Here is a 24,610-nt window from a genome sequence, read left to right on the forward strand (position 1 = left end):
GCGGCGCGCTTTCCGGCCTGCGATGCTCGCTGTACTAAAGTACAGCTGCGCTTCTTAGCCAGAAATCGTTGCCGCTCGCTACGATTTTCTCAAGCATCCGTTACGTCTGTTATCGACGGCTGTTGCGAGCCGATCCTAACCTGTCCAGCATGCCCTTGACCGCTTCCATCTGCGTGCCGCTCTTGCGGTAGAAATCCGGGTCGATCGGATTGATGCTGGTGTAGCCCCAGAAATCCCAGCAGCCTTTCGGGTTGTACGGATAGACGGGGCTCGGTTCGGCTTGCGGGTACAGCACGATGATCTTGTTGGCGTCCGCCACCTGGTTGTAGCCGGTGCTCGTATAGAAACGGTCGCCGATCGCCTGCGTCGTTTGCAGGCAGCCGTGGAACACCACGTGCACGCGGCAGCTCTCGCTGTCGCAGGCTTTCGGGATGTAGGCGTAGCCCGTATTGTTCATGCTCGAGTACGCGTTCTGGATGAAGCTGCGCTGGTTGAAGGCGATCAGCTTGCCCGTCAGGGTGGTCGCCGACGGTTGCAGGTCCGGGTACAGGTGCTGCAGGATGTCGCGCGCCTGCGTGTAGTCGCAATCGTTGATGAAGGGCGATTCCGTCACGGCGCAAGGCTTGTCGGTGTTGCTGTCGGTCAGAATGGCGTGGCCCGCGCCTAGCGTGTCGACGAAGCGGATTTGCGCCGCCGGCGTGCCCGCCAGTTGATAGAATTTCCCTACCTGTTCCACCACCGGCCGTGTCACGGTCTGGTCTTTCGTTCCGCTGAACAGATACACGCGCTGGCGTTTCAGGTTGGCCGTGTCGTCGATGAGACGGGCGCGCGCAAAATCGTTCGCCGCGCGCAGCAATTCGCTGGCGACGGGCGGTGCCACCTGCGCGCTGCCGGGATTCATGCAGGTGGTCAGGGCATTCGTCAGGTAGGGGATGTAGGGGAAGCGGCCCGGCTGGCCCGAACAGAAATACGGACCGCCCGCGATGATGCCGGCGCCGGCCACCGTGGCCGAGTAGGCGACGGCAAACTGCGCCGCCATGAAGCCGCCCGAGGACAGGCCGGACACCGTGGTCTGGCTCAGGTCAGCCTGGTAGCCGGGCAGGGCGGGGGCGTCCTTGGTCGCGGCGGGCTTGACGGCTTTGACTGCTTTGACTGCCGTGGCGGCGTGTGCGCTTGCTGGCGCCAGGATGAGCAGGCTGGCGGCCAGCACGGCGGTGGTTGGTGTGGTCAGGTGCGCGGTCAGGTGCGGGAAGGGCATGGCGGCTCCAGAAGGCAAGGAAAGGGACAGGAAGGCCGAGCATAGGTAAAAAAACTGTGCGCTGGGCAAGTACTGCACCGTCGTTGATGTCGCTCAAGCAATTGTCGTTGTTGTGCGTCTTGTACGCACGCGCGGCGTTTGACATAGAATGGTTTTTTTCCGTTCAACCATGGTGCCCTTCATGTCCAAGACCCTTGCCCAGCTGTTTGCACTGACCACCCTTGCCGCCGGCGCCAGCCTGGCCATGCCGGCCCATGCCGCCGACACCGCGCCAGCTGCCGCCGCGCCAGCGGCCTGCCCCGCCATCCTCAAGCAGACCTTCAACCGCCTGCAGGACGAGGCGCCGCAAAACCTGTGCCAGTACGCGGGCAAGGTCGTGCTGGTGGTCAATACGGCCAGTTATTGTGGTTTTACCAATCAATACGAAGGGCTCGAGGCGCTGTACGCCAAGTACGGCAGCAAGGGCCTGGTGGTGCTGGGCTTCCCGTCGAACGATTTTGGCAAGCAGGAACCGGGCAACAGCAAGGAAATCGCCGATTTCTGCTACAACACCTATGGCGTGAAGTTCCCCATGTTTTCGAAGTCCGTCGTCTCCGGCCCCGCGCCGAACCCGCTGTACGTGGACCTGATCAAGCAGACGGGCAAGACCCCGGCCTGGAATTTCCACAAATACCTGATCGACCGCCACGGTAAAGTGGTGGAAAGCTTCCCCAGCAAGGTGACGCCGGACGACAAGAAACTCGTTGGCGCGGTGGAAAAAGCGCTGGCGCTGTAAGTTGCCGACCTACAAGCAGGCTTGATCGCCTGCTTTTTTTTAATGCCGCGCTTGTCGTCTTGCCATCATTGTCCTAAGCTGGTTGTTCACGTTTGTCACAACAAAGGAGAACATCATGGCGTATGTCGATGGATTTGTGGTGCCCGTACCGAAAGCCAAGCTCGATGCCTATCTGGCCATGTCGCGCAGTTGCGGCGCCGTCTGGCGAGAGTACGGCGCGCTGGAATTTCGCGAATGCGTGGGCGACGATGTCAAGCCGGGCAAGCTGACGTCGTTCCCGCAGGCGGTGGACTTGCAGGATGGCGAAGTAGTGGTGTTTTCCTGGATCGTGTATGCGTCGCGCGCCAAGCGCGATGAAATCAACGACAAGGTCATGAAAGACCCGCGCCTGGCCGAGATGATGGACCCGGCCAAGCTGCCGTTCGATGGCAAGCGCATGATTTACGGTGGTTACGAGATGCAGGTGGATATCAAATAACCAGCTTTGCGGGCATCGCCCCGCGCAGCGCATTGCACACAACAATGGCTTCGGCCCGTGCCAGCATGGCGCGCGTGATGATGGTTTCCTGCGCATTCCAGGCGGGGTCGGCCAGCATGGCCGCGCGCTGCACGCCGGGCAGCAGGCCGCAGGACAGGGGCGGCGTGTGCCAGCGGCCGTCCAGTTGCACGAAGACATTGCTGCGCCCGCCCTCGGTCAGCTCGCCCCGTTCGTTAAAAAACAGCATGTCGAAGCCGCCTTGCGCCTCGGCCGCGCGCCAGGCCGCATCGTAGCGCGCACGCACGCTGCTCTTGTGGCGCAGGAAGAGGTCGCCGGCAGTCGTTGTGTCGGGTGCCAGCATGACGTTGACCGTGTCCGGCAAGGCGCTGAGGGTGCCGCTTTGCGTCGTCAACCGGCCATCCTGGCGCAGCGCCAGGCGCAGGCGAAAAGGGACATCGTCGGTCCGTGCCGCGCAGGCCGTCTGCAGCGCCGCGCGGGCAGCATCGGCATCCCAGGCAAAATTAAAATAGGCGCAGGAGGCGGCCAGGCGCGCCAGGTGGCGTTCCTGCTGGCGGCAACCGTCGGCACGGCTGGCGTGCAGGGTCTCGAACAGTTCGAAGTCGTTCGTGAGGCCCGTGAGGAAGCGGGCCTTGAGCTGGCATTCCGCAAATTCCTCGTGCGGGTCGCTGTCGAGGACGATGCCGGCGCCCACGCCCATCTCGCCGCGCCGGATGCCGTCAGTGCTAGCTGGCTGCAAGGCCAGGGTACGGATCGGCACGGACAGGCAGAAGTCGCCCACGGCGTGGGCGGCGCCGGCGGCTGGCGGATCGAACCAGCCGATGGCGCCCGTGTAGATGCCGCGTGGCGCCGGTTCCAGTTCGGCGATGATTTCCATGGTGCGGCGTTTCGGCGCACCCGTGATCGAGCCGCATGGATACAGGGCCTGGAAGATATCGGCCAGGCTGGCGTCGGCGCGCAGGCGCGCCTGCACGGTGGAGGTCATTTGCAGCACGCTGCTGTAGCGCGTCACCTCGAACAGGGCCGGCACCTTGACGGAACCCGTGACGGCGATGCGGCCGATGTCGTTGCGCAGCAGGTCGACGATCATCAGGTTTTCCGCGCGGTTCTTCGGATCATGGGCCAGGGCGCTGGCGCGGCGCGCGTTTTCTGCCACCTGTTCGGCTGGGGCGGCCGGCGCCGTGCCTTTCATGGGGCGCGCCATCAACTCGCCCTGCGCATGGCGCACGAACAGCTCCGGCGACAGCGACAGCAGGGCGCCGCCATCGGGCAGCATCACCAGCGCGCCGTAGGGCACGGGCTGGCGCGCACGCAGCCGCGCATACAGGGCCAGGGGCGAGCCGAAGGCGTCGAAGCGCAAGCGATACGTGTAGTTGACCTGATAGGTGTCGCCGGCCACGATGTAGTCGTGGATGCGGTGCAGTGCCTGCGTGAATTCGGCCTGATCCACGTTCGCGCGGATATCGGCCACGCCGGCTGGCGCGGCGTCCGCGCTGACGCGAGAGTCCAGCCACTGCGCCACCTCGTCCTGCGACAGCTGCGTGCAATGGTCAAAGACGAGCACTTGCGCCAGCGGCGGCGCGTTGATGCCTGCCGTGCGCGGCGGCATGGCCAGCAAATGCGCGCCCAGCTCGTAGCTGCACACGCTGACGGCGTACTGGCCGCGTTGTAAAGCCTCTTGCAGCCCTGCGAGCAGGTCCGGCCACCGTTGCCCCTCGGTGCACTGCAAGACTGCCGCCAGGCCCGTGTACAGGCGCGAACCGGCGCCCGGGGTGCTGGCGTCGTCGAGCAGTGCGAAACAGTCGGTGTGCATGGGACAGCCGCGGCGGTGACTTACCCCAGCAGCATGGCGATTTGCAGCGCCGCTTCCTGGGAGGGATTGATCTTGAAGCCGCTCTTGGCGTAGCGGTGCCAGCGTCCGATGACGAAGCCGACGATCAGGGTGGCGCGTGCCGCCACTTCGCTTTCCTTGCCATGGCCTTCGGCGGCGGCCACGCGCAAGGCCTGCTTGAGCGCCAGTTCCACGCGGTCGTAGAACTGGTTCATGCGCACTTGCAGGCGCTCGTCTTCATTGACCAGCGCATCGCCGATCAATACGCGCGTCATGCCCGGATTGCTGATGGCGAAATTGAGCAGCATGCCGATGATGTCGCGCGTCTGCGTCATGCCGTCGCTGTGTTTTTCCGCGATCTGGTTGATCAGGCCGAAGACGCTCGACTCGATGAATTCGATCAGCCCTTCGAACATTTGCGCCTTGCTGGCGAAATGGCGGTACAGGGCCGCTTCCGACACGGTCAGTCTGGCCGCCAGTGCGGCGGTGGTGATCTTTTCGCCTTTCGGCTGCTCCAGCATTGCGGCGAGGGCCTGAAGAATTTGTAGCCTGCGTTGGCCCGGCGGTGTGCTTGCCATATTTTCTCTTGTCGTTAAAAAAAATGCTGCCTTGATGGGGATATCCGTCACCGCCGCTAGCGGTGCGGCTTCCGGCGTCAACCGTAAGCCCAGGAGTCCCCTTCAACGCAGACGGTGAAGGCGGCGTGCCAAATGCCGGACAGATTTTACTTTGACATCGACGTAAGCGGGGCGATTTAACGCCTTGGGCAGCTTCGCCACGCCGATCGGATCGGCCATTTTCAGGTATTGCGTGACCCAGGCCGTGCGCAGGCCCAGTTTTTTCGCACCCTTCAGGTTGGCCAGGGTGTCTTCCACCAGGATGCAGCGGCCGGGGCGGATGTGGTGCTTGCGCATCAGTTTGCGCAGCATCAGGGTCGATGGCTTGGGCCGCAGCTGGCGGTGCACATGCATCGCTTCGATGGCGACGTGGTGTGAAAAATGCTGGCGCAAGCCCAGGTGGCGCATCACGTCGCTCGAATAGCGCAGCGGCGCGTTGGTGAGTAAAATTTTACGGCCAGGCAGGCGTTTGAGTAAAGCCCCCAGCCCCCGCTCGGCGCGTATCATCGCGCGCAAATCGTCGAACGCATGCGTCTCGTGCAAAAAATGCGCGGCCTGCACCTGGTGATGCTTGACCATGCCCAGCAAGGTGGCGCCATAGCGGCGCCAGTAGGCCGCGCGCGCCGCATTGACGATGGCGTCATCGGCCGGCGTGACGCCATCGCCCAGCACGCGGGCAATATACGTGTTCATATTGGCCGTGATGGTGGGGAAGATGGCGTGCGAGGCATTGTGCAGCGTGTTGTCGAGGTCAAACAGCCAGACCGGCGACGAGCGGTTAAGATGGGGCACAGGCACAGGAGTCTTTAGGCAAGAGGATAAGCAGGATGAAAAATTCAACAATCAGGAAAACCATGCGACGCCAGATTATAGTGATGTTTTGCGGATTATTCTTGCTGCCGTTGCCGGCGGCCTTTGCCGAAGCGCCGCCCGTGGCGCAAAACCGCGGCGCCCTGTTCAAGGTGCAGGATGCCAGCCACACCCTATTTTTGTTCGGTACCATCCACGTCGGCGCGCCCGACTTTTATCCGCTCGAGCCGACCGTGACGCGGGCATTGGAAGGCGCTGGCGCGCTGGCGCTGGAGATCGATCCGGGCGCCGATCCGCGCAAGGCCATCAGCGCCGTGCTGAAATACGGCATGGAGGCGCCGGGCAGCAAAGTGCCGTCTGATTGCCGCCAGACCCTGGCGCCGCGTCTGGCGCCGCTGTTGCAAAAATACGGCATTCCAGCCGAGTCGGTGGCGCCGATGAAGCCGTGGATGCTGGCCAGCATGCTGGCCATCGGCGAATTTTCCACCCTGGGCTACCGCTCCGACCTGGCCGTCGACAATTATCTGTCGCAGCAAGCGAAGGCGCGCAAGATCCCCGTGCTGGAACTCGAATCGATGGAAGGCCAGATGGCGCTGTTCGGCGCCATGTCGCCGCTGGATCAATGCCGCTTCCTGGAAGACGGCGTGGCGTCGATCGAAGACCAGGAACAAAGCCAGGAAGCGCGTGACATCGCCAACGCCTGGCGCAACGCCGACGCGGCCGCCTTCGACAAGCTGGCGGCCAAGGCGGCGCAAGACCCCTCGTTCGCCGCGCAGTTCGTGCAAAAGGTGTTGTTAGATGGCCGCAACCCGGCCCTGGCCGACGGCATCGCCAAGTTGCTTGCGCGTGAAAAGTCCAGCCTGGCCGCCATCGGCGTGCTGCACCTGGTCGGCGAAAAGAGCGTGCCGGATTTGCTGCGTAAACGCGGATTGAAGGTCGAACGGGTGTATTGAAGAACTGCTGAAGAGGTAGGACTGGCTCAGCCGCGCAACAACCGGTGGCAGAGCAGATGGAAAAGTGTTCAGGGCAAGGCGGACTGACGAAGACAGTACGAATGTACGGCGAGGAAGGACAACGCCGCCATGGACAGTTTTACTATGGGGAGATGACGGCAGAGTAGATGAAAAGTGTTCAGGGCAAGGCGCCGAGACGAAGACAGTACGCATGTACGGCGAGGCGAGGCAACGCAGGCATGGACATTTTTCAGATACGGGGATAAGTCGATGGTGCCCTTGACGTGGATCGAACACGTGGCCTCTCCCTTACCAAGGGAGTGCTCTACCACTGAGCTACAAGGGCAAATTAAAAGCGGCGCCAGGTGATCTGCGCCGCCAAACTACTCGCTGTGATGCGTTGCGATTTTTTTAGTGCGAACGGATCATAGTACCAAAAGCCTGCTCGGTCAACACTTCCAGCAATAATGAGTGTTCGATACGGCCGTCGATGATGTGCACCGTGTTTACGCCGGACTTGGCGGCGTCGAGCGCGGACGAGATCTTCGGCAGCATGCCGCCCGAGATCGTGCCATCGGCGAACATCTCGTCGATTTCACGCGCGGACAGGTCGGTCACCAGGTTGCCCTGCTTGTCCTGGACGCCGGCGATGTTGGTCATCATGATCAGCTTTTCCGCTTTCAGGATTTCCGCGATCTTGCCCGCCACGACATCGGCGTTGATGTTGTAGGCCTGGCCATCCTGGCCGAAACCGATCGGCGAGATGATGGGAATGAAAGCGTCGTCCTGCAGCGCCTTGACGACGGCCGGGTTGATCGCGTCGATCTCGCCCACAAAACCGATGTCGAGGAATTCACCCGGATGTTCGCGGTCCGGCATCTGCATCTTGCGCGCGCGGATCAAGCCGCCATCCTTGCCCGTCAGGCCCACGGCCTGGCCGCCGTAATGGTTGATCAGCATGACGATATCCTGCTGCACTTCGCCGCCCAGCACCCACTCCACCACTTCCATGGTTTCTTCATCGGTGATGCGCATGCCTTGCACGAAAGTGCCTTGCTTGCCGATTTTTTTCAGCGCGTTGTCGATCTGCGGTCCGCCGCCGTGCACCACGACCGGGTTCATGCCGACCAGCTTGAGCAGGATGACGTCGCGCGCGAAGCCGTGCTTCAGGCGTTCGTCCGTCATGGCGTTGCCACCGTACTTGATGACGATGGTCTTGCCATGGAAATTGCGGATGTAGGGGAGGGCCTCGGCCAGAATCTGCGCCTTGATTTGCGGCGACACCGCCGTCAAGTCGTCATTCATGTCCAGGTTCAAGTTAGCTAGTTGATTCATGGCGAGTCCGGAAAATAGATTTGTGCGATTTTACAGGGAAGAAGAAAATCCTGGAGGCATTATAGGGCGATCTTGTTGTATTTTCCCTGATGATCCTATAGTCTGGCCCGATATGCCCCCCAGCCAGCCCTTTTACTGCCAGTTACATCTGCGTCGCCTCCCGGCGCGGCATGACACACACTTGCCAATTCACACACAGCCATGAGCCAGTGCAGCCTGTGCGGCGCCACTTTCCAGTGTGGCCAGCTTGACCCGGACGCCAAGGAGCCCTGCTGGTGCGTCTCCCTGCCACCGGCCGTTCCCGTGCCCGGCAGCGCCGCCATCGGCTGCTGGTGCCCCGCCTGCCTGCAAGCCCATATCGTCAGCTTGACGCGCCCGGCAGCAACGCCGGCCAAATAAGCGCATCGGTGCGCTTTTTCCTTTGCAAAAGACCTTGCATTTTGTAGGGGAATACGGTCAGACTTCGATTTTCAAGAATTTCTTATAGGAAAGTTATGCGCTTCAGGGATATCAGTATCGGCGTGCGCATCAATGCCGGTTATGCCATGTTGATCGTGCTGATGCTGGTCGTCATCGTCCTGTCCGGCAGCCGCATCTATGCCATCCGCGCCGAGACTGACGATATCCTGCAGCGCGACTGGGTCGCCGCCAAGGCCACCAGCAAGATCCACGGGCTGGCGCGCGAGGCGGCCACGCGCATCGGCAACCTGCCGAACCAGCACGAGCTGGCGCTGCGCCAGGCGAACCAGGCGCGCCTCGAAGCGATCAAGCAGGGCATCGACGAGCAGGTGCGCATCCTCGACGGCCTCGATGCGCGGCCCGAGGAGCGGCGCCTGCTGGAACAGATGCACCTGGCCCGCGCCGACTATTATGTGTCGCTCAAGGCGATGTTCGAACTGGTCGAGCGCGGCGAGGATGCCCTCGCCGAGCAGGCCATACAGACGCAGACCTTGCCGGTGCTGGAAAAAGTGCTGCTGTACGTGGGCCAGCTCGACGACCTGCAGCAGCAGCTGATCCGCGACAGCGCGGCCAGGATACGCAACGACATCGACACCTCGCTGCTGCTGATGGGCGGCATCGGCCTGGCAGCCTTGCTGACGGGCCTGGCCTTTGCCTGGTCGGCGCGCTCGATCACGCGGCCGCTGGGCGAGGCGGTGGCGATCGCCACGCGCGTGGCCAATGGCGACCTCAGTTCCGTCATCGAAGTGACGTCGCGCGACGAGACGGGCGAATTGCTGCAGGCGCTCAAGGACATGAGCACCAGCCTGGCCGTCGAGCAGGACCTGCGCCACGCCGTCGAAGTGGCCGAGGATGCGACCAAGATGAAGTCGGACTTCCTGGCGAATATGTCCCATGAAATTCGCACGCCGATGAACGGCATCATCGGCATGACCCACCTGGCGCTGCAGACGGACCTCACGTCGACCCAGCGCAACTACCTGGAGAAGGTGGAATCGGCGTCGAAGAACCTGCTGGCCATCATCGACGACATCCTCGATTTCTCGAAGATCGAGGCGGGCAAGATGGCCTTTGAAAAAGTCGATTTCTTCCTCGAGGACGTGCTGGCGCAGATCGCCGACCTGTCCGTGATGCGCGCCCAGGACAAGGGGCTGGAACTGCTGTTCGACATCGCCCCCGATGTGCCGAACGCCTTGCAGGGCGACCCGCTGCGCCTGGGCCAGGTGCTGATCAACCTGACCAACAACGCCATCAAATTTACGGAGAAGGGCGAGATCGTCGTCACCATCCGCCTGCAGCAGCTGGAAGAACATGCGGCCGTGCTGCGCGTGGACGTGCGCGACACGGGCATAGGCCTCACGCCGCCTCAGCGCAGCAAATTGTTCCAGGCTTTTACCCAGGCCGACACGTCCACCACGCGCCACCATGGCGGCACGGGCCTGGGGCTGACCATCAGCAAGCGCCTGGTGGAAATGATGGAAGGCGAGATCGACCTGGTCAGCGAAGCGGGCGTGGGCAGCACCTTTTTCTTCACGGCCCGCTTCGGCCTGGCTGCCGTGCCGCGCGATAATTTGCTATTGCCACAGCAATTCCATGGCCTGCGCGTGCTGGTGGTCGACGACAACCCCAGTGCGCGTGAAATCTTCGTCAGCATGCTGACGGCGCTCGGTTTCGAGGCGCGCGCCGTGCTTGGCGGCGCGCTGGCCATCGGCGCCGTGGCGCAGGCGCGCGCCGAGGGACGCCCGTACGGGCTGGTGCTGATGGACTGGAAAATGCCGGGCATGAGCGGCCTCGATACCCTGGCCGGCATCCGCGCCGATGCCGCCGGCATCGATGCGACGCCGGCCTGCATCATGGTCACGGCCTTCCATCGCGAAGCGCTGCTGGAAGCGGCGCGCCAGCGCGACTTGCCGCTCGACGGCGTCTTGAACAAGCCGGTCAGCGCCTCAACCCTGCTCGACCAGATTGCGTTCGTGTTTGGCGGCGTGACGGGGCAGAGCCGCAAGACGCAGCGCCAGAGCAGCTACCGCGACGATGAGCGCGCCCTGCGCGGCGCCTGGCTGCTGCTGGTTGAGGATAATGAAGTGAACCAGGAAGTGGCGCAGCACATTCTCAACGACGCCGGCATCCGCGTCGACATCGCCAGCAATGGCGCCATCGCCCTGGCGAAGATCGAGGAAAACGCCTATGACGGTGTGCTGATGGATTGCCAGATGCCGGTGATGGATGGCTACCAGGCGACGCGCAAGCTGCGCCAGGACCCGCGTTATTCGAATTTGCCCGTGATCGCCATGACGGCCAATGCCATGGTGGGCGACAAGGAAAAATGCCTGGACGCCGGCATGAACGATTTCATCGCCAAGCCGATCGACGTGGCGCAGCTGTTTGGCACCCTGGCGCGCTGGATCGCGCCGGCCACGCCGCAGGAAGTTGCGGCGGTGGTGGCGCAGCCGGAAGCGGAGCTGCCCGTGATCGCCGGCCTGAAAATGGCGGAGGCCATGCGCCGCGTGGGCGGCAATGCCGCTTTGATGCGAAAATTGCTGGAGCGTTTTGTGGAAACCCAGTTCGACGCGATGCAGCGCATCGTTGCCGCCATCGAGAACAACCAGCTGGAAACGGCGATCCGCGAAGCGCATACCCTGAAGGGCCTGGCCGGCAATATCGGCGCCGGCGGCCTGGCCGACAGCGCCGCGCGGGTCGAGCATTTGCTCAGCCTGGGCTCGCACGACGGCTTGCCGCAGGCGCTGGCCGCCTGCACCCTGGCGCTCGACGAGCTGGTGCCGAAGATCGTGCTGGCGATGCAGTCGCGCGGCAATGCGGCCGAGGCGGGCGGCGCGGCGGTGGCGCACGTGGCGCCGGTGGACCGGGCGCAGCTGGAAGCGGGCTTGCGCGAGCTGTCGCAGCTGCTGCAGCAGGACGATGCGCAGGCCGTCAAGCACCTCGACGGCATCGGCCCCGTGCTGGTCGCGGCCGGGCAGGCGGAACACGCGCGCCAGTTGAAGCGCATGCTGGGACAATACGATTTCGAAGGTGCGCTGGCGCAGCTGGGCGAGGTGGCCGAGGCGCTGGAGCTGACACTGTGACAAGGATAACTATGCAGAGCGAAGGACGGGCATGAGAGCGCCGGCAAGCAAGCCAACCATCCTGGTGGTCGACGACACGCCAGACAATATCGACCTGCTGCGCGCGGTGCTGGAAGACGATTACCGCACCAAGATCGCCGTGAACGGCGAGCGGGCCCTGAAGATCGCCGCCGGCAGCGACCAGCCCGACCTGATCCTGCTCGACATCATGATGCCGGGCATGAGCGGCTACGACGTGTGCCGCGCGCTGAAGGCCGATCCCGCCACGGCCGGCATTCCCGTGATTTTTGTCACGGCCATGAGTGAAGTGGCGGACGAGCAGCTGGGCCTGGCCCTGGGCGCCGTCGATTACATCACCAAGCCGATTTCAGCGCCCATCGTACTGGCGCGCATCAGGACGCAGCTGGCGATGAAGCAGATGCAGGATTTTTTGCGCGACCAGAATCATTACCTGGAAACGGAAGTGGAGCGCCGGGTGCAGGAAGTGGCGGCGCTGCAGGACGTCACGATTCACGCCATGGCCTCGCTGGCCGAGACGCGCGACAGCGAGACGGGCAACCATATCCGCCGCACCTCGCATTACCTGAAGGCGCTGGCCGAGAAGGTGCGGGGCTTGCCGCGTTTCCGCGATTTTTTGACGGACAAGAATATCGAACTGCTGTTCAAGACGGCGCCGCTGCACGACATCGGCAAGGTGGGTATCCCCGACCATATCCTGCTCAAGCCGGGGCGTTTCGAGCCGCACGAAATGGCCATCATGAAGACGCACACCACCTTGGGGCGCGACGCCATCCTGGCGGCCGAGCACGAGCTGGGCATCGAAGTCGATTTCCTCAAGTACGCGAAAGAGATCGCCTACAGCCACCACGAGAAATGGGATGGCAGCGGCTATCCGCAAGGCCTGGCCGGCGAAGCCATCCCGATTTCGGCGCGCCTGATGGCGCTGGCCGACGTGTACGATGCCCTGATCAGCCGTCGCATCTACAAGCAGGGCATGGACCATGCGCAGGCCGTGCGGATCATCGTCGAAGGACGCGGCTCGCATTTCGACGCCGAGATCGTTGACGCCTTTTTGCAGATCCAGGACCAGTTCATCGCCATCTCCCACCGCTATGCGGACGGTGTGTGCGAAATCGCCGACAAGCAGCGCCAGATCGCGCCCTACACCGAGAACCTCAGCTGACGGTCTTGAAGAAACGCAGCATCTCGCGGCTGGCGTCCGGCCCTTTGCCGTCCGTATAACTGCCGTTATGGCTGCCGCCGGACCAGGCATGGCCGGCGCCGTGGATGACCCAGTGCTCGCCCAGTGGCGAACCATCGGCCTGGCTGTGCGTGGTGCGCGTGTAGCGGTGGCCGTTCGGCACGCTGCCGTCGATGGACGCGGCCTTGGCCGCCTTGCCGCCGGCCTGGCTGCGCACGCCCTGGGCGATCAGTTCATCGCCATTGCGCGGATTGACGGTGGTGTCGCGGTCGCCGTGAAAAACGATGATGGGCACGCCGCCGGCCGGCGCCTTGCGCTGGGCATTGGGCATGGCGCCGCCCTTCATGGCGGCCAGCGCCGACGGCAAGTCCTGCGCCGAGGCGAAGGGCAGGCCAGAATGCACGCCGACGGCGGCAAACAAATCCGGGTACAAGGTGCCGACGATGACGGCCATGGCGCCGCCCGCCGACAGGCCGGCGACGAACACTTCGCGTTCATTCACAGGATATTCGTCGATCACTTGCCGGGCGATGCCGGCGATCAGCGACGGTTCGCCCTGGTCGCGCTGCTGGTCGATGGCGTTGAACCAGTTCCAGCAGCGCGAACTGTTGGCGCCCTGCGTTTGCGCCGGGTAGACGACAAAACATTCCTTTTCTTCGGCCAGCGCATTCATCTGCGTGCCGGCGGCGAAATCGTCGGGATTTTGCGTACAGCCGTGCAGCATGACGATCAGCGGCATGGCCTGGCCGTGGTAGCTGCTGGGGATATACAGCTTGTAGGAGCGCGTGCCCGCATGGTTGCGGTACACGCCGTCGATGAATTGGGCGCCGGCCGGCACATCGATCGGCGTGGCGGCGGGCGCGTTGAAACCGGGCGGGTGGAAATTCGGCAGCTCGAAGCTGGGCATGTCGAAGCTGTGCTGGCCCAGGCCGGCCGGCACGCCCAGGCGCGCCATGAAATCCTGCGCAAAGTCCTGCGCCGCCTGTGCAGGCGTGGGTGGTACGGCGTCAGCTTGCGGCGGCTCGGATGGGGCCTGCGCCGGTGCCGGCGGAGGATTGATATCACGCATGGGCGGTGCTTGCGTGGCTGCCGCCTGCGGCGCCAGACCGGCGGCGGACAGCGCCTGCTGGATTGCTTCGGTGGCGGCGGCGGGACCGCTGCCCATCAGATTACGGGTTGCGGCGCGCATCTGCGCCAGCATGTTGACAGGTAGTTTCATGACCATCCTTAACGGTGCCGCGCATCGGCCGGGTCATCGCCGCGAACCAATACGCTAGTGAATTCGCCCTGCGAGCGCCGTCTTGACGACGGTGCTGGCGTGCAGGGCACCTAATACGAAAATCGACTCGATGGTGGCCAGTGCCAGTTCCACGGAGACATCGCTGGCGATACTGGCCAGTCCCAGCACCTGTATCTGCAGGCGCTGGCCGGCTGCCTGGATCGCCTCCAGGTCGGCGCGCGAATAATGCTGCATGCCCAATACCAGGCTTTTACGGGCGACGGTTTGTTTCACCACGTCGGCGTGGGTACCCAGCTGGTTGCGTATGGCCGTACGGATCAGATCCGTGCGGTTGGAATAAAATCCCTCCTGGACCAGCAAATCGATCTGCCCCAGGTCGATCAAGCCGAGGTTGATCGTGATTTTCTCGGATTCCCCAATTTTGGGCTTGCTGTCTTGCTTGGCCATATCTCTCCAAAAACTCCACGTGGCATCCATTTGCCATCTGTATGGATGGTAGTATAGTTGTGTAATATCTCAAGTCAAGCAGGATTTGACCGGATCGTGTTGTAGGACGGGCACCCGCAGAGTAAGAATGCAGCGCAAAATAAATTTTCCGAAGATGCTTTTTTAATCATTTTTGCCATAGAAAATATATTCACAGAAACATTGCATGGCGATGCAGCCGACTCGCCGGCGCCGTTTCGCGGCATAATGAAAGCCTACACGTTTACCGATGCCGCTCCATGATGGTCGCTCCCCCACCTCCGCCAGCCGTTCCGCTTCCCTCGCCGGTGCCGTCGCCCTGCGTCAGCCTGTGCAAGATGAACCGCAACAGCGGCTTGTGCGAAGGCTGTTTTCGCACGCTCGACGAGATCATCGCCTGGAGCAAGGCCGACGACGACTTCAAGCGCGCCGTGTGGGCCGAATTGCCAGGACGTGAATCCCTGCTCGATTTCGAGCCCGACTACTGAGGAAGCCATGCCGCGATCGCCAGCGCTGTTCCCCGATGCCATGCAGGTGTTCGAACGCGGCTGGCTGTCGTCGAATAACATCCTGTTCCAGGGCCGGGACGACACGGCGCTGATCGACAGCGGCTATGTCACGCATGCGCCGCAAACCCTGGCCCTGCTGCGCCACAGTCTCGATGGCCGTCCCCTGGACCGCCTGCTCAACACCCATCTGCATTCCGACCATTGCGGCGGCAACGCGCTGCTGCAAGAGGAATACGGCTGCCATACGGCCATTCCCGTGTCGGAAGCGGACAAGGTGCGCGCCTGGGACGTCGACGCCCTGAGTTTCCAGGCCACGGGCCAGCAATGCCCGCGCTTCGGTTTTGACGCCACCGTCTCGCCCGGCGACACGTTGACCTTGGCCGGCATGCGCTGGCAAGCGCTGGGCGCGCCCGGCCACGATCCGCACTCGCTGATTTTTTACTGCGCCGACGAGGGCATCCTGATCTCCGCCGACGCCCTGTGGGAAAACGGCTTTGGCGTGATCTTCCCGGAACTCGATGGCGGCTCGGGTTTTGCTGAGGCGCGCGCCACCCTGGACCTGATCGCCGGCCTGGACGTGCGCGTGGTGATCCCCGGCCACGGGCGGCCCTTCACGGATGCCGCCGGCGCCCTGCAGCGCGCCTGGTCTCGCCTCGATTACCTGGCGTCCGACCCCGTGCGCAACGCGCAGAACGCCGTGAAAGTGCTGCTGAAATTCCTGCTGCTGGAACGCCAGCGCATCGCCCTCGCCGCGATACCGGCCCTGCTGCGCGGCATGCCCATCTTCGAAGAGGCCAACCGGCGCTTCCTGCGCCAGGAAGCGGCCGCGCTGGCCGAGTGGGCCGTGTCGCAGCTGGTGAGGGCTGCAGCGGCACGGGTCGAGGGTGAGTACTTGCTCAACGAAGGTTGAAACGGCCAGGCGATAAATTCAGCACGATCGTACTTTTTCTGCACTATAATCAAGCTCAGTGTGTCTTTCACGTCCGATCAACTTTCCAGCGAGTCCGCCATGGCATTGCCTGTTGCGTTGCAAAACCTCTCCTTACCCGTTATCGCTTCGCCGATGTTCATCGCCAGCGGCCCGGCCCTCGTCGCGGCGCAGTGCAAGGCCGGCATCGTCGGTTCCTTCCCGGCCTTAAATGCGCGTCCCGCCGAATTGCTCGACACGTGGCTCACGGAGCTGCAGGCCGAACTGGCCGCCTTCCAGGCCGCCAATCCCGATAAAAAAGTCGGGCCGATCGCCGTCAACCAGATCGTGCACCAGTCGAACGACCGCCTCGCGCATGACGTGGAAGTGTGCGTGAAACACCGGATCCCCATCATCATTTCCTCGCTGCGCGCGCCGCCCAAGGAAATGCTCGACGCCATCCACAGCTATGGCGGCATCGTGCTGCATGACGTGATCTCGATCCGTCACGCGAAAAAAGCGCTGGAAGCCGGTGTCGATGGCTTGATCCTGGTGGCCAGCGGCGCCGGCGGCCACGCGGGCACCCTGTCGCCGTTCGCGCTGGTGGGCGAAGTGCGCAAATTTTTCGACGGTCCGCTGGCGCTGTCGGGCTCGATTGCCACGGGCGACGCCGTGCTGGCCGCGCAAGCGATGGGCGCCGACTTTGCCTACATCGGCTCGCGCTGGCTGGCAACCAAGGAATCGAACGTCAGCGATGGTTACCGCGACGCCATTGTCGATTCCAGCGCCGCGGACATCGTCTACACCAACCTGTTTACGGGCGTGCACGGCAATTACCTGAAAAAATCGATCGAAGCGGCCGGACTCGATCCGGAAGCCTTGCCCGAAGCGGACAAGAGCGCGATGAATTTCGGCTCGGGCAGCGCCAAGGCCTGGCGCGACATCTGGGGCGCGGGCCAGGGCGTGGGCTTGATGGACGATGTGCCGAGCGTGGAAGAGATGGTGGCGCGGCTGAAAGCCGAATACGATGCGGCGCGCGCGCGGTTGAAGCTGTAACGCTGGTGGTAGTTGCTGTAACGCTGGTGGTAGTTGTCGGATTACGGCCTTTGGCCTAATCCGACCTACTCGAACCCGGTGGCGTAGGTCGGATTAGCGCGCAGCGCGTAATCCGATAAATCATCACTCCTGCTTCAAATCCTCAGGCTTGATGGCCCACAGCCCTGGCAGATTGCGCCAGTAGCCATACGCATCCATGCCGAAGCCGACGACGAAGCGGTTCGGGATGACCAGGCCGACGATGTCGGCTTGTACCGGCTTCTTCTTGCCGATGGCCTTGTCGGCGAACACGGCCAGGATCACTTCCGAGGCGCCCATGTCCAGCAAGCGCTGCTTGACGTGCGCCAGGGTTTCGCCTTCGTCGAGAATATCGTCGAGCACGATGACGGTGCGGCCCGCTACATTCGAGCGGGGGATGACTTTCCACACCACCTCGCCACCCTTGTCGTCGTCGCCGTAGCGGCTCACGTGGATGTAGTCGAATTCGAGCGGAAAGCTCAGCTGTGGCAGCAGGTTGCCCGTAAATACGACGGCGCCGCCCATCACGCCCAGCACCAGCGGGAACTCTTTCGAGTCCTCGGCGTTGAAGCGCGTGTTGAGCACATCGGCCATGCGCGTGATCGACGCCTGCACGGTATCTTGGTCGAACAGCAGTTCCGCGTTCTTGATCAGGTCACGGGCACGGTTGTGATGAAATTCTTGCATGGACTCTTGCATGGCGATGAATGGGGCTGATGATGAATGCGGGTATTATCCCGCAAACGCCATCCGTGCGCTACGCCTAGCTGTAATCGCGCACGTCGTCGATTATTTTTCCATCCTGCGCCAGGCTGCCCACGGCCACCAGCAGCACGTCGCCGCGCAGCTTGGTCAGTTCGCGGATCGAGCCGATGATGGCTTCCACGCCGCTGGCGTCCGTCGGATCGTCGACTTCGCAATGCAAAGCCATCTCGTCATTGGCCATGCGCCCGGACACGACCAGCCGCGCCTTCTTGATTTGCGGATGGCGGCGCGCGATGTCATGCACCTGCGACGGATGCACGAACATGGCGCGCACCTTGGTGGTCTGGTCGGCGCGTCCCATCCAGCCTTTGATGCGCGTATTCGTGCGCCCGCACGGCGACTCCGGCGCATCGACCAGCACGGCGGACAGATCGCCCGTGGCGAAGCGGATCAGCGGGTAGTCGGCATTGAAGACGGTGACGACGACTTCGCCCACCTCGCCCGGCGCGACGGGAATGCCGCTGCCCGGATGGACGATCTCCAGCAGCACGTTTTCATCGACGACCATGCCCGGATTGAGCTTGCCATTGCTGGCCGTTTCATAGGCGATGCTGCCGATATCGGCCGAGGCATAAGTCTGGAACACGTTCGGCACGCCGTTTTCGGCAAACCAGCTGCGCAAGGACTCGGGCAAGGCTTCCGCGCCCATCACGGCATTGGTGACGCTGCTGATGTCGGCGCCCATTTCACGCGCCTTCTCGATGATCAGTTTTAAAAATGACGGCGTGCCGATATACGTGTCGGGCTTCAGGTCGGCCATCGCCTGCACCTGCATTTCCGTCTGGCCGATGCCGGCCGGGATGACGGTGCAGCCGATGCGCGCGGCGCCGCCTTCGACCATGAAGGCGGCCGGCGTGAAGTGATACGAAAAGCAGTTCTGCAGCAAGCCGCCGGCGCGCACGCCGGCCGCATACATGGGACGCGCGAAGCGCCACCAGTCGGGTCCGCGGCCTTCCGGATCGAAGATGGGGCCGGGCGAGACGAACACGCGCGACAGGGCGTTTTTTGGCGTCGTGTTCAAGCCGCCGAACGGCAGCGCGTCGTGCTGCAATTGCTTGAGGTCGGACTTGCGCGTCACGGGCAGCTGCGCCAGCGCGGCGCGGCTGGTGATGTCGGCCGCGTTGATCCCATCGAGAATGCGGGCCCAGCCCGGCGCCTGTTGTGCGCGCGCGATCAGCTGCGGCAGGCCGGCCATCAATTCGCGTTCGCGCGCTTCGGGGGCGCGTGCTTCCAGACTGTCGAGCGTATCGGTCATGTTGCTGATTCTCCAATGTCACGTTGCATTTTTTTCGTCAGCCCCGCCACAATCAGGCTGTATGAGCGGTGCAGCAGGGCGGCCATTTCGTCGTCGTCCAGGGCGTCGGGACTGGCGACCAGCACCCATTTGGCCCGCGCCAGGTAGGGCGCCGGGCGAAAGCCGGGGCGGTCCGTCAATTCCAGGAAGCGTTCCGCATCAACCTTGAAGCTCATGCCGCGCGTGCTGTGCGCTTCCGCGCCGCACAGGGCGAACAGGCGGCCACCGACGCAAAACGCCAGCACGTTGCTCCATTTGATGTCTTCTGTCGCGCCGGGAAAGCCGCGGCACACTTGCTTCGCCCGTTCCAGGTCCATGACGGCAACTCCCGATGTCAGGCCAGCCAGCGCTTGCGGCGGCGGTAGAACTTCATGTCGCGAAAGCTCTTGCGCCCGGCGCTGGAGACGCCCAGGTAAAACTCTTTGACGTCTTCGTTGCTGGCCAGTTCCTGCGCTTGCCCTTCCATCACGACTCTGCCGTTTTCCAGGATGTAGCCGAAGTCGGCGTAGCGCAGGGCCACATTGGTGTTCTGCTCGGCCAGCAGGAAAGAGACGTTTTCCTTGTGGTTCAAATCCTTGACGATGCCGAAGATCTCTTCGACGATCTGCGGCGCGATGCCCATCGACGGTTCGTCCAGTAAAATCATCGACGGCTTGGCCATCAGCGCGCGGCCGATGGCGCACATCTGCTGCTCGCCGCCCGAGGTGTAGCCGGCCTGGCTGCTGCGCCGCGTTTTCAGACGCGGAAAATAGTGATAGACCTTGTCCAGCGCGTCTTTCAGTTCGCCGCGCGACAGGCTGCGCGTGTAGGCGCCCGTCAAGAGGTTTTCCTCGATCGTGAGGTGGCCGAAACAGTGGCGCCCTTCCATCACTTGCGACAGGCCCCGCTTGACCAGTTCATTCGGCGTCAATTGATCCACGCGCTCGCCCTTGAACTGGACTTCGCCCTTGGTGACGTCGCCCCGTTCGCCGCGCAGCAGGGTCGAGATGGTTTTCAGGGTGGTCGACTTGCCGGCGCCGTTGGCGCCCAGCAGCGCCACGATCTTGCCCTGCGGGACCTGCAGCGACACGCCCTTCAGGACCAGGATCACGTGGTCGTAGATGACTTCGATATTGTTCACCGACAGGTAGGGCGGCGGTATTTCAGTGGCAGTATGGTTCATGGCTGCTTCGTTTTCATAGGTGGTGGTGCTTGTCGGATTACGGCCTGCGGCCTAATCCGACCTACGTCGTATCCAGGTAGGTCGGATTAGCGCAACGCGCGTAATCCGACACCACCCCGAAAGCCGCTTACTTCATGCACGCCGGCGTGATCTTTTTCTCGTCGGCGTACTTGCCCGACGATTCCTCGACCAGTTTGCGCACCAGGGCCTTGTCGCCGACGATCCATTTCGGCGTGATGGCGGTCCACTTCTTGCCATCCCACTGCTGCACTTTCACGGCGCCCGAGCCTTCATGGTCGTCGCAGCTGGTTTTCACGGTGGGGAACATGCCCAGCGCGCCGACGGCCTTCTGGCGCGCATCGTCGACGTTCAGGTTTTCCAGGCCCCAGCGCATCTGCTCGCCCGTGATCGGCTTGCCCTTGCCGAATTTTTCCTGCGCCGCGCGGATCGCTTCCACCCACAGGATGCCGGCCGTCACGCCGCGCATGTGGTAGACGGAGCCGATGCGCGACTGGTCGGACAGGTTGCCCTTGCCGGACGCGTAGAGTTTTTTGCGGATGTCGTCCAGCACCGGGTAGTTGCCCGGCGTATTGAAGGTCATCGCCGTGTAGCCCTTGGCCGCTTCGCCCGATGGAATCGTGTCTTCCTCGGAACCGGCCCACCAGACGCCCAGCATTTTGTCGCGCGGGAAGCCGTTGCGCTGCGCCGTCTTGATGGCAACGGAATTCATCACGCCCCAGCCCCACAGGATCACGTGGTCCGGCTTGGCCTGGCGGATTTGCAGCCATTGCGATTGCTGTTCGCTGCCGGGCGGCGCGACGGGAATCTTGACCAGCTCGAAGCCGTACTGTTTCGACAGCGCTTCGAGCACGGGCAGCGGCTCCTTGCCGAAGGCCGAATCGTGGTACAGGTGGACGATCTTTTTGCCTTTCAGCTTGTCCATGCCGCCATCTTTGTCGCCCAGGTACTTGATCATGCCGGCGGCCTGGCTCCAGTAGCTGGAGATCAGCGGATACACATACGGGAAGACCTTGCCGTTGGCGGCGTCCGAGCGGCCGTAGCCGATCATCGTCATGGGAATCTTGTCTTGCGCCACGCGGTCGAGGATGCCGTAGGCGACGCCGGTGGACAGGGTTTCGACCAGGGTGGCGCCGCCCTGCTTGGTTTTCAGGCGTTCATAGCATTCGACGCCGCGCGACGGGTTGTATTCCGTTTCGCATTCTTCCCAGCTGATTTTCACGCCGTTGACGCCGCCGGCCTGGTTGACCAGGTTGAAGTAATCGATGATGCCGCCGTAGAAGCCGGAGCCGCCGGCCGCGTAAGGGCCCACGCGGTAGGACGGCAGGGCGATGTACTGTTCCTTGTCCTGCGCCTGCGCGCTGCCGGCCATGGTGAGTGCGGCACTGGCGATGGCGGTGGCCAGCATGAGCGATTTGATGTGTTTCATTGTGTGTCTCCTCTTGTTTTATTTGGTATTCAAGTGAACCGACATCGACTGCAAAAACTTAATGGGGGAAGGGCCAGAGTCGCAATTTTTCCTTGGCGATCTGCCACAGCCTGGCCAGGCCGTGCGGCTCGACGATCAGGAAGAAAATGATCAGCGCGCCGAACACCATCAGCTCCAGGTTCGAGGCCACGCTGGTGGGCAGCGACAGGCCGTGCGCGATGGTGTTCAGGAAGACGGGCAGCAGCACGATGAAGGCCGCGCCGAGGAAGGAGCCTAAAATCGAACCGACGCCGCCGATGATGATCATGAACAGGATGCGGAAGGACAGGTCCAGGTTGTACGCTTCCGGTTCCACCGTGCCCAGGTAGGCGTACGCATACAGTGCGCCGGCCACGCCGCAGTAGAAGGAGCTGACGGCAAACGCCAGCAGCTTGGTGCGCATCAGCCGGAAACCGATCACCTCGGCCGCCATGTCCATGTCGCGCACGGCCATCCACGAGCGGCCCACGTTCGAGCGGATCATGTTCTTGGCCAGCAGGGCCATGCCGGCAACGATGGCCAGCACCAGCAGGTATTTGCTTTGCGGCGTGTCGAACTGGTAGCCGAGGATGGTCATCTTCTGCACCGTGATGACGCCCGAGGAACTGTAGTTGGTCAGATACGGAATCTTGGTCAGGCACCAGACGACAAAAAACTGCGTCGCCAGGGTGGAAGCGGCCAAATAAAAGCCGCGGATGCGCAAGGAAGGCAGGCCGAAGGCGATGCCCACCATGGCCGCGCACAGGCCGCCGAGGATGAAGGACACGAGCAGCGGCAATCCTGGCAGGCGGGCCATGAAGTTATACGAGGCAAAGGCGCCCACGGCCATGAAGGCGGCCGTGCCCAGCGACAGCTGGCCCGCGTAACCGGTCAGGATGTTCAGGCCCAGCGCCGCCAGGGCGAAGATCAGGAAGGGGATCAGGATCGCCGACAGCATGTAGGGCGAGGCGACATACGGCAGGAGGAAGACGGCGACAAGGAGCGTGGCCGTCAGCGCCAGGCGGTCTTGCCGGATCGGGAAGATCTGGTTGTCAGCCTGGTAGCTGGTCTTGAATTGTCCTGCTTCACGGTAAATCATGGGGTGGTCCTTTGCTGGCTGTTGGGGTGTTTGTCGGATTACGCCTTCGGCTAATCCGACCTACGATGCTCTTGGGGCCTTATATTCGCCGGATGATTTTCTCGCCGAACAGGCCTTCCGGACGCACCAGCAGGAACAGCAGGGCCAGCACATACGGGAACCAGCCTTCGATGCCGCCGCCCACCATGGGGCCGAGGTAGACTTCGGCCAGTTTTTCGGACGCGCCGATGATCAGGCCACCGACGATGGCGCCCGGCACCGATGTAAAGCCGCCCAGGATCAGCACCGGCAGCGCTTTCAGGGCGATGAAGGTGAGGGCGAATTGCACCCCGTTGCGCGCACCCCACAGCAAGCCGGCCACCATGGCCACCAGGCCGGCCACGCCCCACACCACGGCCCAGATGCGCTGCAGCGGGATGCCGACCGCCAGCGCCGCCTGGTGGTCGTCGGCGACGGCACGCAGGGCGCGGCCCACCTTGGTTTTCGAGAACAGCAGGGCCAGGCAGATCACCAGCAAGGCGCAGATGCCGGCCGCCATCAGGTCGAACTGCGAGATGTTAATGTCGAAGCGGTCCATCAAAAACTGCATCGGCACGTCTTCGATGGGCAGGTCCAGCTTGTGAACCTGCGAGCCCCACATCAGCTGCGCCAGGCCCTCGATGAAAAAGGTCAGGCCGATGGTGGCCATGAAGAGCGTGATTTCCGGCTGGTTGACGAGCGGGCGCAAGACCACCCTTTCAATCGCCATGCCCAGCACGATCATGGTCACCATCGTCAGCGGAATGGCCAGCCACAGGGACAGGCCAAACTTGTCCATGATGCCGACGCAGGTGAGGGCGGCGAAAAACACCATCGCTCCCTGCGCGAAGTTGAACACGCCCGAAGCCTTGTAGATCAGCACAAAACCGATCGCCACCAGCGCATACATGACGCCCGACAGCAGGCCGCCGATCAGCACTTCAAAGAAAAAATTGATATTCATTGCTATTCCTCGTCTAGTGCGCCACGCCGAGATAGGCGTTGATGACATCCTGGTTGCTGCGCACCTCGTCGGGCGTGCCGTCGCCGATCTTCTTGCCGTAGTCGAGCACCACGACCCTGTCCGAGATATCCATCACCACGCCCATGTCGTGCTCGATCAGCACGATGGTCGTGCCCAGCTGGTCGTTGACGTCGAGGATGAAGCGGCACATGTCCTGTTTTTCTTCCACGTTCATGCCGGCCATCGGTTCATCGAGCAGCAAAATCTCGGGTTCGGCCACCAGCGCGCGGCCCAGCTCCACCCGCTTTTGCAAGCCGTAGGGCAAACGCCCCACGGGCGTCTTGCGGATGGCCTGGATTTCCAGGAAGTCGATGATCTCCTCGGCCTTCTTGCGGTGCTCGATTTCCTCGCGCCGCGCCGGTCCCCAGTACAGGGCCTGCAGCAGGAAATTCGACTTCATTTTGAGGTTCCGGCCCGTCATGATGTTGTCGAGCACCGTCATGCCCTTGAACAGGGCGATGTTCTGGAAGGTGCGCGCGATGCCGGATTTGGCGGCCGCATAACAATCCATGCCGCGCCGGTGTTCGCCCCGATAAATGATTTCGCCCTGCTGCGGGCGGTACACGCCATTGATCACGTTCAGCATCGAGCTTTTGCCGGCGCCGTTCGGGCCGATGATGGCGCGGATTTCATGCTGTTTCACGTCGAACGAGATGTCGGTCAGCGCTTTCACGCCGCCAAACGACAGCGAGATGTTCTTCAGGTCGAGGATCACGGGACCCGTCTTGCGGGCCGTGCCGAAATGGGCGTCGGGTTCGTTCATTTGCATC

At 62.8% G+C, this 24,610-nt stretch carries 24 protein-coding genes and 1 tRNA gene; 9 read left to right on the top strand and 16 right to left on the bottom strand.

The genetic code is table 11. The features are described 5' to 3' along the window. Positions 1-109: 109 nt before the first annotated feature. Positions 110-1,258, bottom strand: coding sequence for a poly(3-hydroxybutyrate) depolymerase (locus P9875_RS01795; protein WP_278317440.1), 1,149 nt, complete (start codon positions 1,256-1,258; stop codon positions 110-112). Between the two features lie 181 nt (positions 1,259-1,439). Between P9875_RS01795 and P9875_RS01800 the strand changes: the two genes are divergently transcribed. After that, complete coding sequence (locus P9875_RS01800) at positions 1,440-2,033, top strand: glutathione peroxidase (protein WP_035828486.1); 594 nt, start codon at positions 1,440-1,442, stop codon at positions 2,031-2,033. 115 nt (positions 2,034-2,148) lie between these two features. Next, positions 2,149-2,511, top strand: coding sequence for a DUF1428 domain-containing protein (locus P9875_RS01805; RefSeq protein ID WP_100875103.1), 363 nt, complete (start codon positions 2,149-2,151; stop codon positions 2,509-2,511). Here P9875_RS01805 and pabB read toward each other — a convergent pair. The 3 genes from pabB to P9875_RS01820 form a co-directional block, all read right to left on the bottom strand. Further along, positions 2,504-4,342 carry an aminodeoxychorismate synthase component I gene (gene pabB, locus P9875_RS01810; RefSeq protein ID WP_278317441.1) on the bottom strand — a complete coding sequence of 613 codons (1,839 nt, stop codon included), beginning with the start codon at positions 4,340-4,342 and terminating at the stop codon, positions 2,504-2,506. The two genes, P9875_RS01805 and pabB, sit on opposite strands and share 8 nt — an antisense overlap. 20 nt (positions 4,343-4,362) lie before the next feature. Then, positions 4,363-4,938 (bottom strand): nucleoid occlusion factor SlmA, encoded by a 576-nt coding sequence (slmA, locus tag P9875_RS01815; protein ID WP_035823524.1) that lies wholly within the window; start codon positions 4,936-4,938, stop codon positions 4,363-4,365. A 102-nt stretch (positions 4,939-5,040) separates the two neighbouring features. After that, positions 5,041-5,775 carry a pyrimidine 5'-nucleotidase gene (locus P9875_RS01820; protein WP_099401129.1) on the bottom strand — a complete coding sequence of 245 codons (735 nt, stop codon included), beginning with the start codon at positions 5,773-5,775 and terminating at the stop codon, positions 5,041-5,043. Between the two features lie 95 nt (positions 5,776-5,870). On the opposite strand from P9875_RS01820, the gene P9875_RS01825 reads away from it, so the two are divergent. Further along, entirely contained in the window at positions 5,871-6,740 is an 870-nt protein-coding gene (locus tag P9875_RS01825; protein WP_278317442.1) for a TraB/GumN family protein, read from the top strand. Between the two features lie 271 nt (positions 6,741-7,011). Here P9875_RS01825 and P9875_RS01830 read toward each other — a convergent pair. Both P9875_RS01830 and argB read right to left on the bottom strand, forming a co-directional pair. Further along, a tRNA-Thr gene (locus P9875_RS01830) sits at positions 7,012-7,086 on the bottom strand. 65 nt (positions 7,087-7,151) lie between these two features. Beyond that, positions 7,152-8,045, bottom strand: a complete 894-nt coding sequence (argB, locus tag P9875_RS01835; RefSeq protein ID WP_010393729.1) for an acetylglutamate kinase — start codon at positions 8,043-8,045, stop codon at positions 7,152-7,154. 231 nt (positions 8,046-8,276) lie between these two features. On the opposite strand from argB, the gene P9875_RS01840 reads away from it, so the two are divergent. From P9875_RS01840 to P9875_RS01850, 3 genes are all read left to right on the top strand, one after another. After that, the gene (locus tag P9875_RS01840; protein WP_278317443.1) at positions 8,277-8,474 is read left to right on the top strand and encodes a cysteine-rich CWC family protein; all 198 of its coding nucleotides are present in this window, start codon (positions 8,277-8,279) and stop codon (positions 8,472-8,474) included. Positions 8,475-8,569: 95 nt separating this feature from the next. Then, on the top strand, positions 8,570-11,617 hold the full coding sequence (locus tag P9875_RS01845) for a response regulator (protein ID WP_278317444.1): 3,048 nt from the start codon (positions 8,570-8,572) through the stop codon (positions 11,615-11,617). A 31-nt stretch (positions 11,618-11,648) separates the two neighbouring features. Beyond that, positions 11,649-12,800 carry a response regulator gene (locus P9875_RS01850; RefSeq protein ID WP_035823533.1) on the top strand — a complete coding sequence of 384 codons (1,152 nt, stop codon included), beginning with the start codon at positions 11,649-11,651 and terminating at the stop codon, positions 12,798-12,800. Here P9875_RS01850 and P9875_RS01855 read toward each other — a convergent pair. After that, positions 12,793-14,037, bottom strand: coding sequence for an alpha/beta hydrolase family esterase (locus tag P9875_RS01855; RefSeq protein ID WP_278317445.1), 1,245 nt, complete (start codon positions 14,035-14,037; stop codon positions 12,793-12,795). The two genes, P9875_RS01850 and P9875_RS01855, sit on opposite strands and share 8 nt — an antisense overlap. 54 nt (positions 14,038-14,091) lie before the next feature. Next, complete coding sequence (locus P9875_RS01860) at positions 14,092-14,505, bottom strand: CopG family transcriptional regulator (protein ID WP_034752801.1); 414 nt, start codon at positions 14,503-14,505, stop codon at positions 14,092-14,094. Between the two features lie 278 nt (positions 14,506-14,783). On the opposite strand from P9875_RS01860, the gene P9875_RS01865 reads away from it, so the two are divergent. The 3 genes from P9875_RS01865 to P9875_RS01875 all read left to right on the top strand — a co-directional run bounded on the left by P9875_RS01865 (position 14,784) and on the right by P9875_RS01875 (position 16,995). Continuing rightward, positions 14,784-15,011 (top strand): DUF1289 domain-containing protein, encoded by a 228-nt coding sequence (locus tag P9875_RS01865; protein ID WP_278317446.1) that lies wholly within the window; start codon positions 14,784-14,786, stop codon positions 15,009-15,011. Positions 15,012-15,018: 7 nt separating this feature from the next. Next, a complete protein-coding gene (locus P9875_RS01870) occupies positions 15,019-15,942 on the top strand; it encodes an MBL fold metallo-hydrolase (RefSeq protein WP_278317447.1) in 924 nt (307 codons plus the stop codon). A gap of 99 nt (positions 15,943-16,041) precedes the next feature. Further along, positions 16,042-16,995: an NAD(P)H-dependent flavin oxidoreductase gene (locus P9875_RS01875; protein WP_035823538.1), complete on the top strand. Its 954-nt coding sequence runs from the start codon at positions 16,042-16,044 to the stop codon at positions 16,993-16,995. A gap of 123 nt (positions 16,996-17,118) precedes the next feature. Here the strand turns inward: P9875_RS01875 and P9875_RS01880 are convergent, their stop codons facing one another. From P9875_RS01880 to P9875_RS01915, 8 genes are all read right to left on the bottom strand, one after another. Then, a complete protein-coding gene (locus P9875_RS01880; protein ID WP_035823544.1) occupies positions 17,119-17,700 on the bottom strand; it encodes a hypoxanthine-guanine phosphoribosyltransferase in 582 nt (193 codons plus the stop codon). Positions 17,701-17,776: 76 nt separating this feature from the next. Beyond that, positions 17,777-19,033: a phenylacetate--CoA ligase family protein gene (locus P9875_RS01885; protein WP_278317448.1), complete on the bottom strand. Its 1,257-nt coding sequence runs from the start codon at positions 19,031-19,033 to the stop codon at positions 17,777-17,779. Then, positions 19,030-19,389 (bottom strand): MmcQ/YjbR family DNA-binding protein, encoded by a 360-nt coding sequence (locus P9875_RS01890; protein WP_176387881.1) that lies wholly within the window; start codon positions 19,387-19,389, stop codon positions 19,030-19,032. The genes P9875_RS01885 and P9875_RS01890 overlap by 4 nt, the downstream gene beginning before the upstream one ends. 17 nt (positions 19,390-19,406) lie before the next feature. Next, positions 19,407-20,234, bottom strand: a complete 828-nt coding sequence (locus tag P9875_RS01895; protein ID WP_051959260.1) for an ABC transporter ATP-binding protein — start codon at positions 20,232-20,234, stop codon at positions 19,407-19,409. Positions 20,235-20,361: 127 nt separating this feature from the next. After that, positions 20,362-21,681: an ABC transporter substrate-binding protein gene (locus P9875_RS01900; RefSeq protein WP_035823550.1), complete on the bottom strand. Its 1,320-nt coding sequence runs from the start codon at positions 21,679-21,681 to the stop codon at positions 20,362-20,364. Positions 21,682-21,739: 58 nt separating this feature from the next. Further along, positions 21,740-22,798 (bottom strand): branched-chain amino acid ABC transporter permease, encoded by a 1,059-nt coding sequence (locus P9875_RS01905; protein ID WP_035823552.1) that lies wholly within the window; start codon positions 22,796-22,798, stop codon positions 21,740-21,742. Between the two features lie 79 nt (positions 22,799-22,877). Next, positions 22,878-23,774 (bottom strand): branched-chain amino acid ABC transporter permease, encoded by an 897-nt coding sequence (locus tag P9875_RS01910; RefSeq protein WP_200880402.1) that lies wholly within the window; start codon positions 23,772-23,774, stop codon positions 22,878-22,880. Between the two features lie 19 nt (positions 23,775-23,793). Next, on the bottom strand, positions 23,794-24,609 hold the full coding sequence (locus P9875_RS01915) for an ABC transporter ATP-binding protein (RefSeq protein WP_029496076.1): 816 nt from the start codon (positions 24,607-24,609) through the stop codon (positions 23,794-23,796). Position 24,610: the final 1 nt, after the last annotated feature.

Origin of the sequence: Janthinobacterium rivuli (assembly GCF_029690045.1) — a bacterium.
Classification (GTDB): Bacteria; Pseudomonadota; Gammaproteobacteria; order Burkholderiales; family Burkholderiaceae_D; genus Janthinobacterium; species Janthinobacterium rivuli.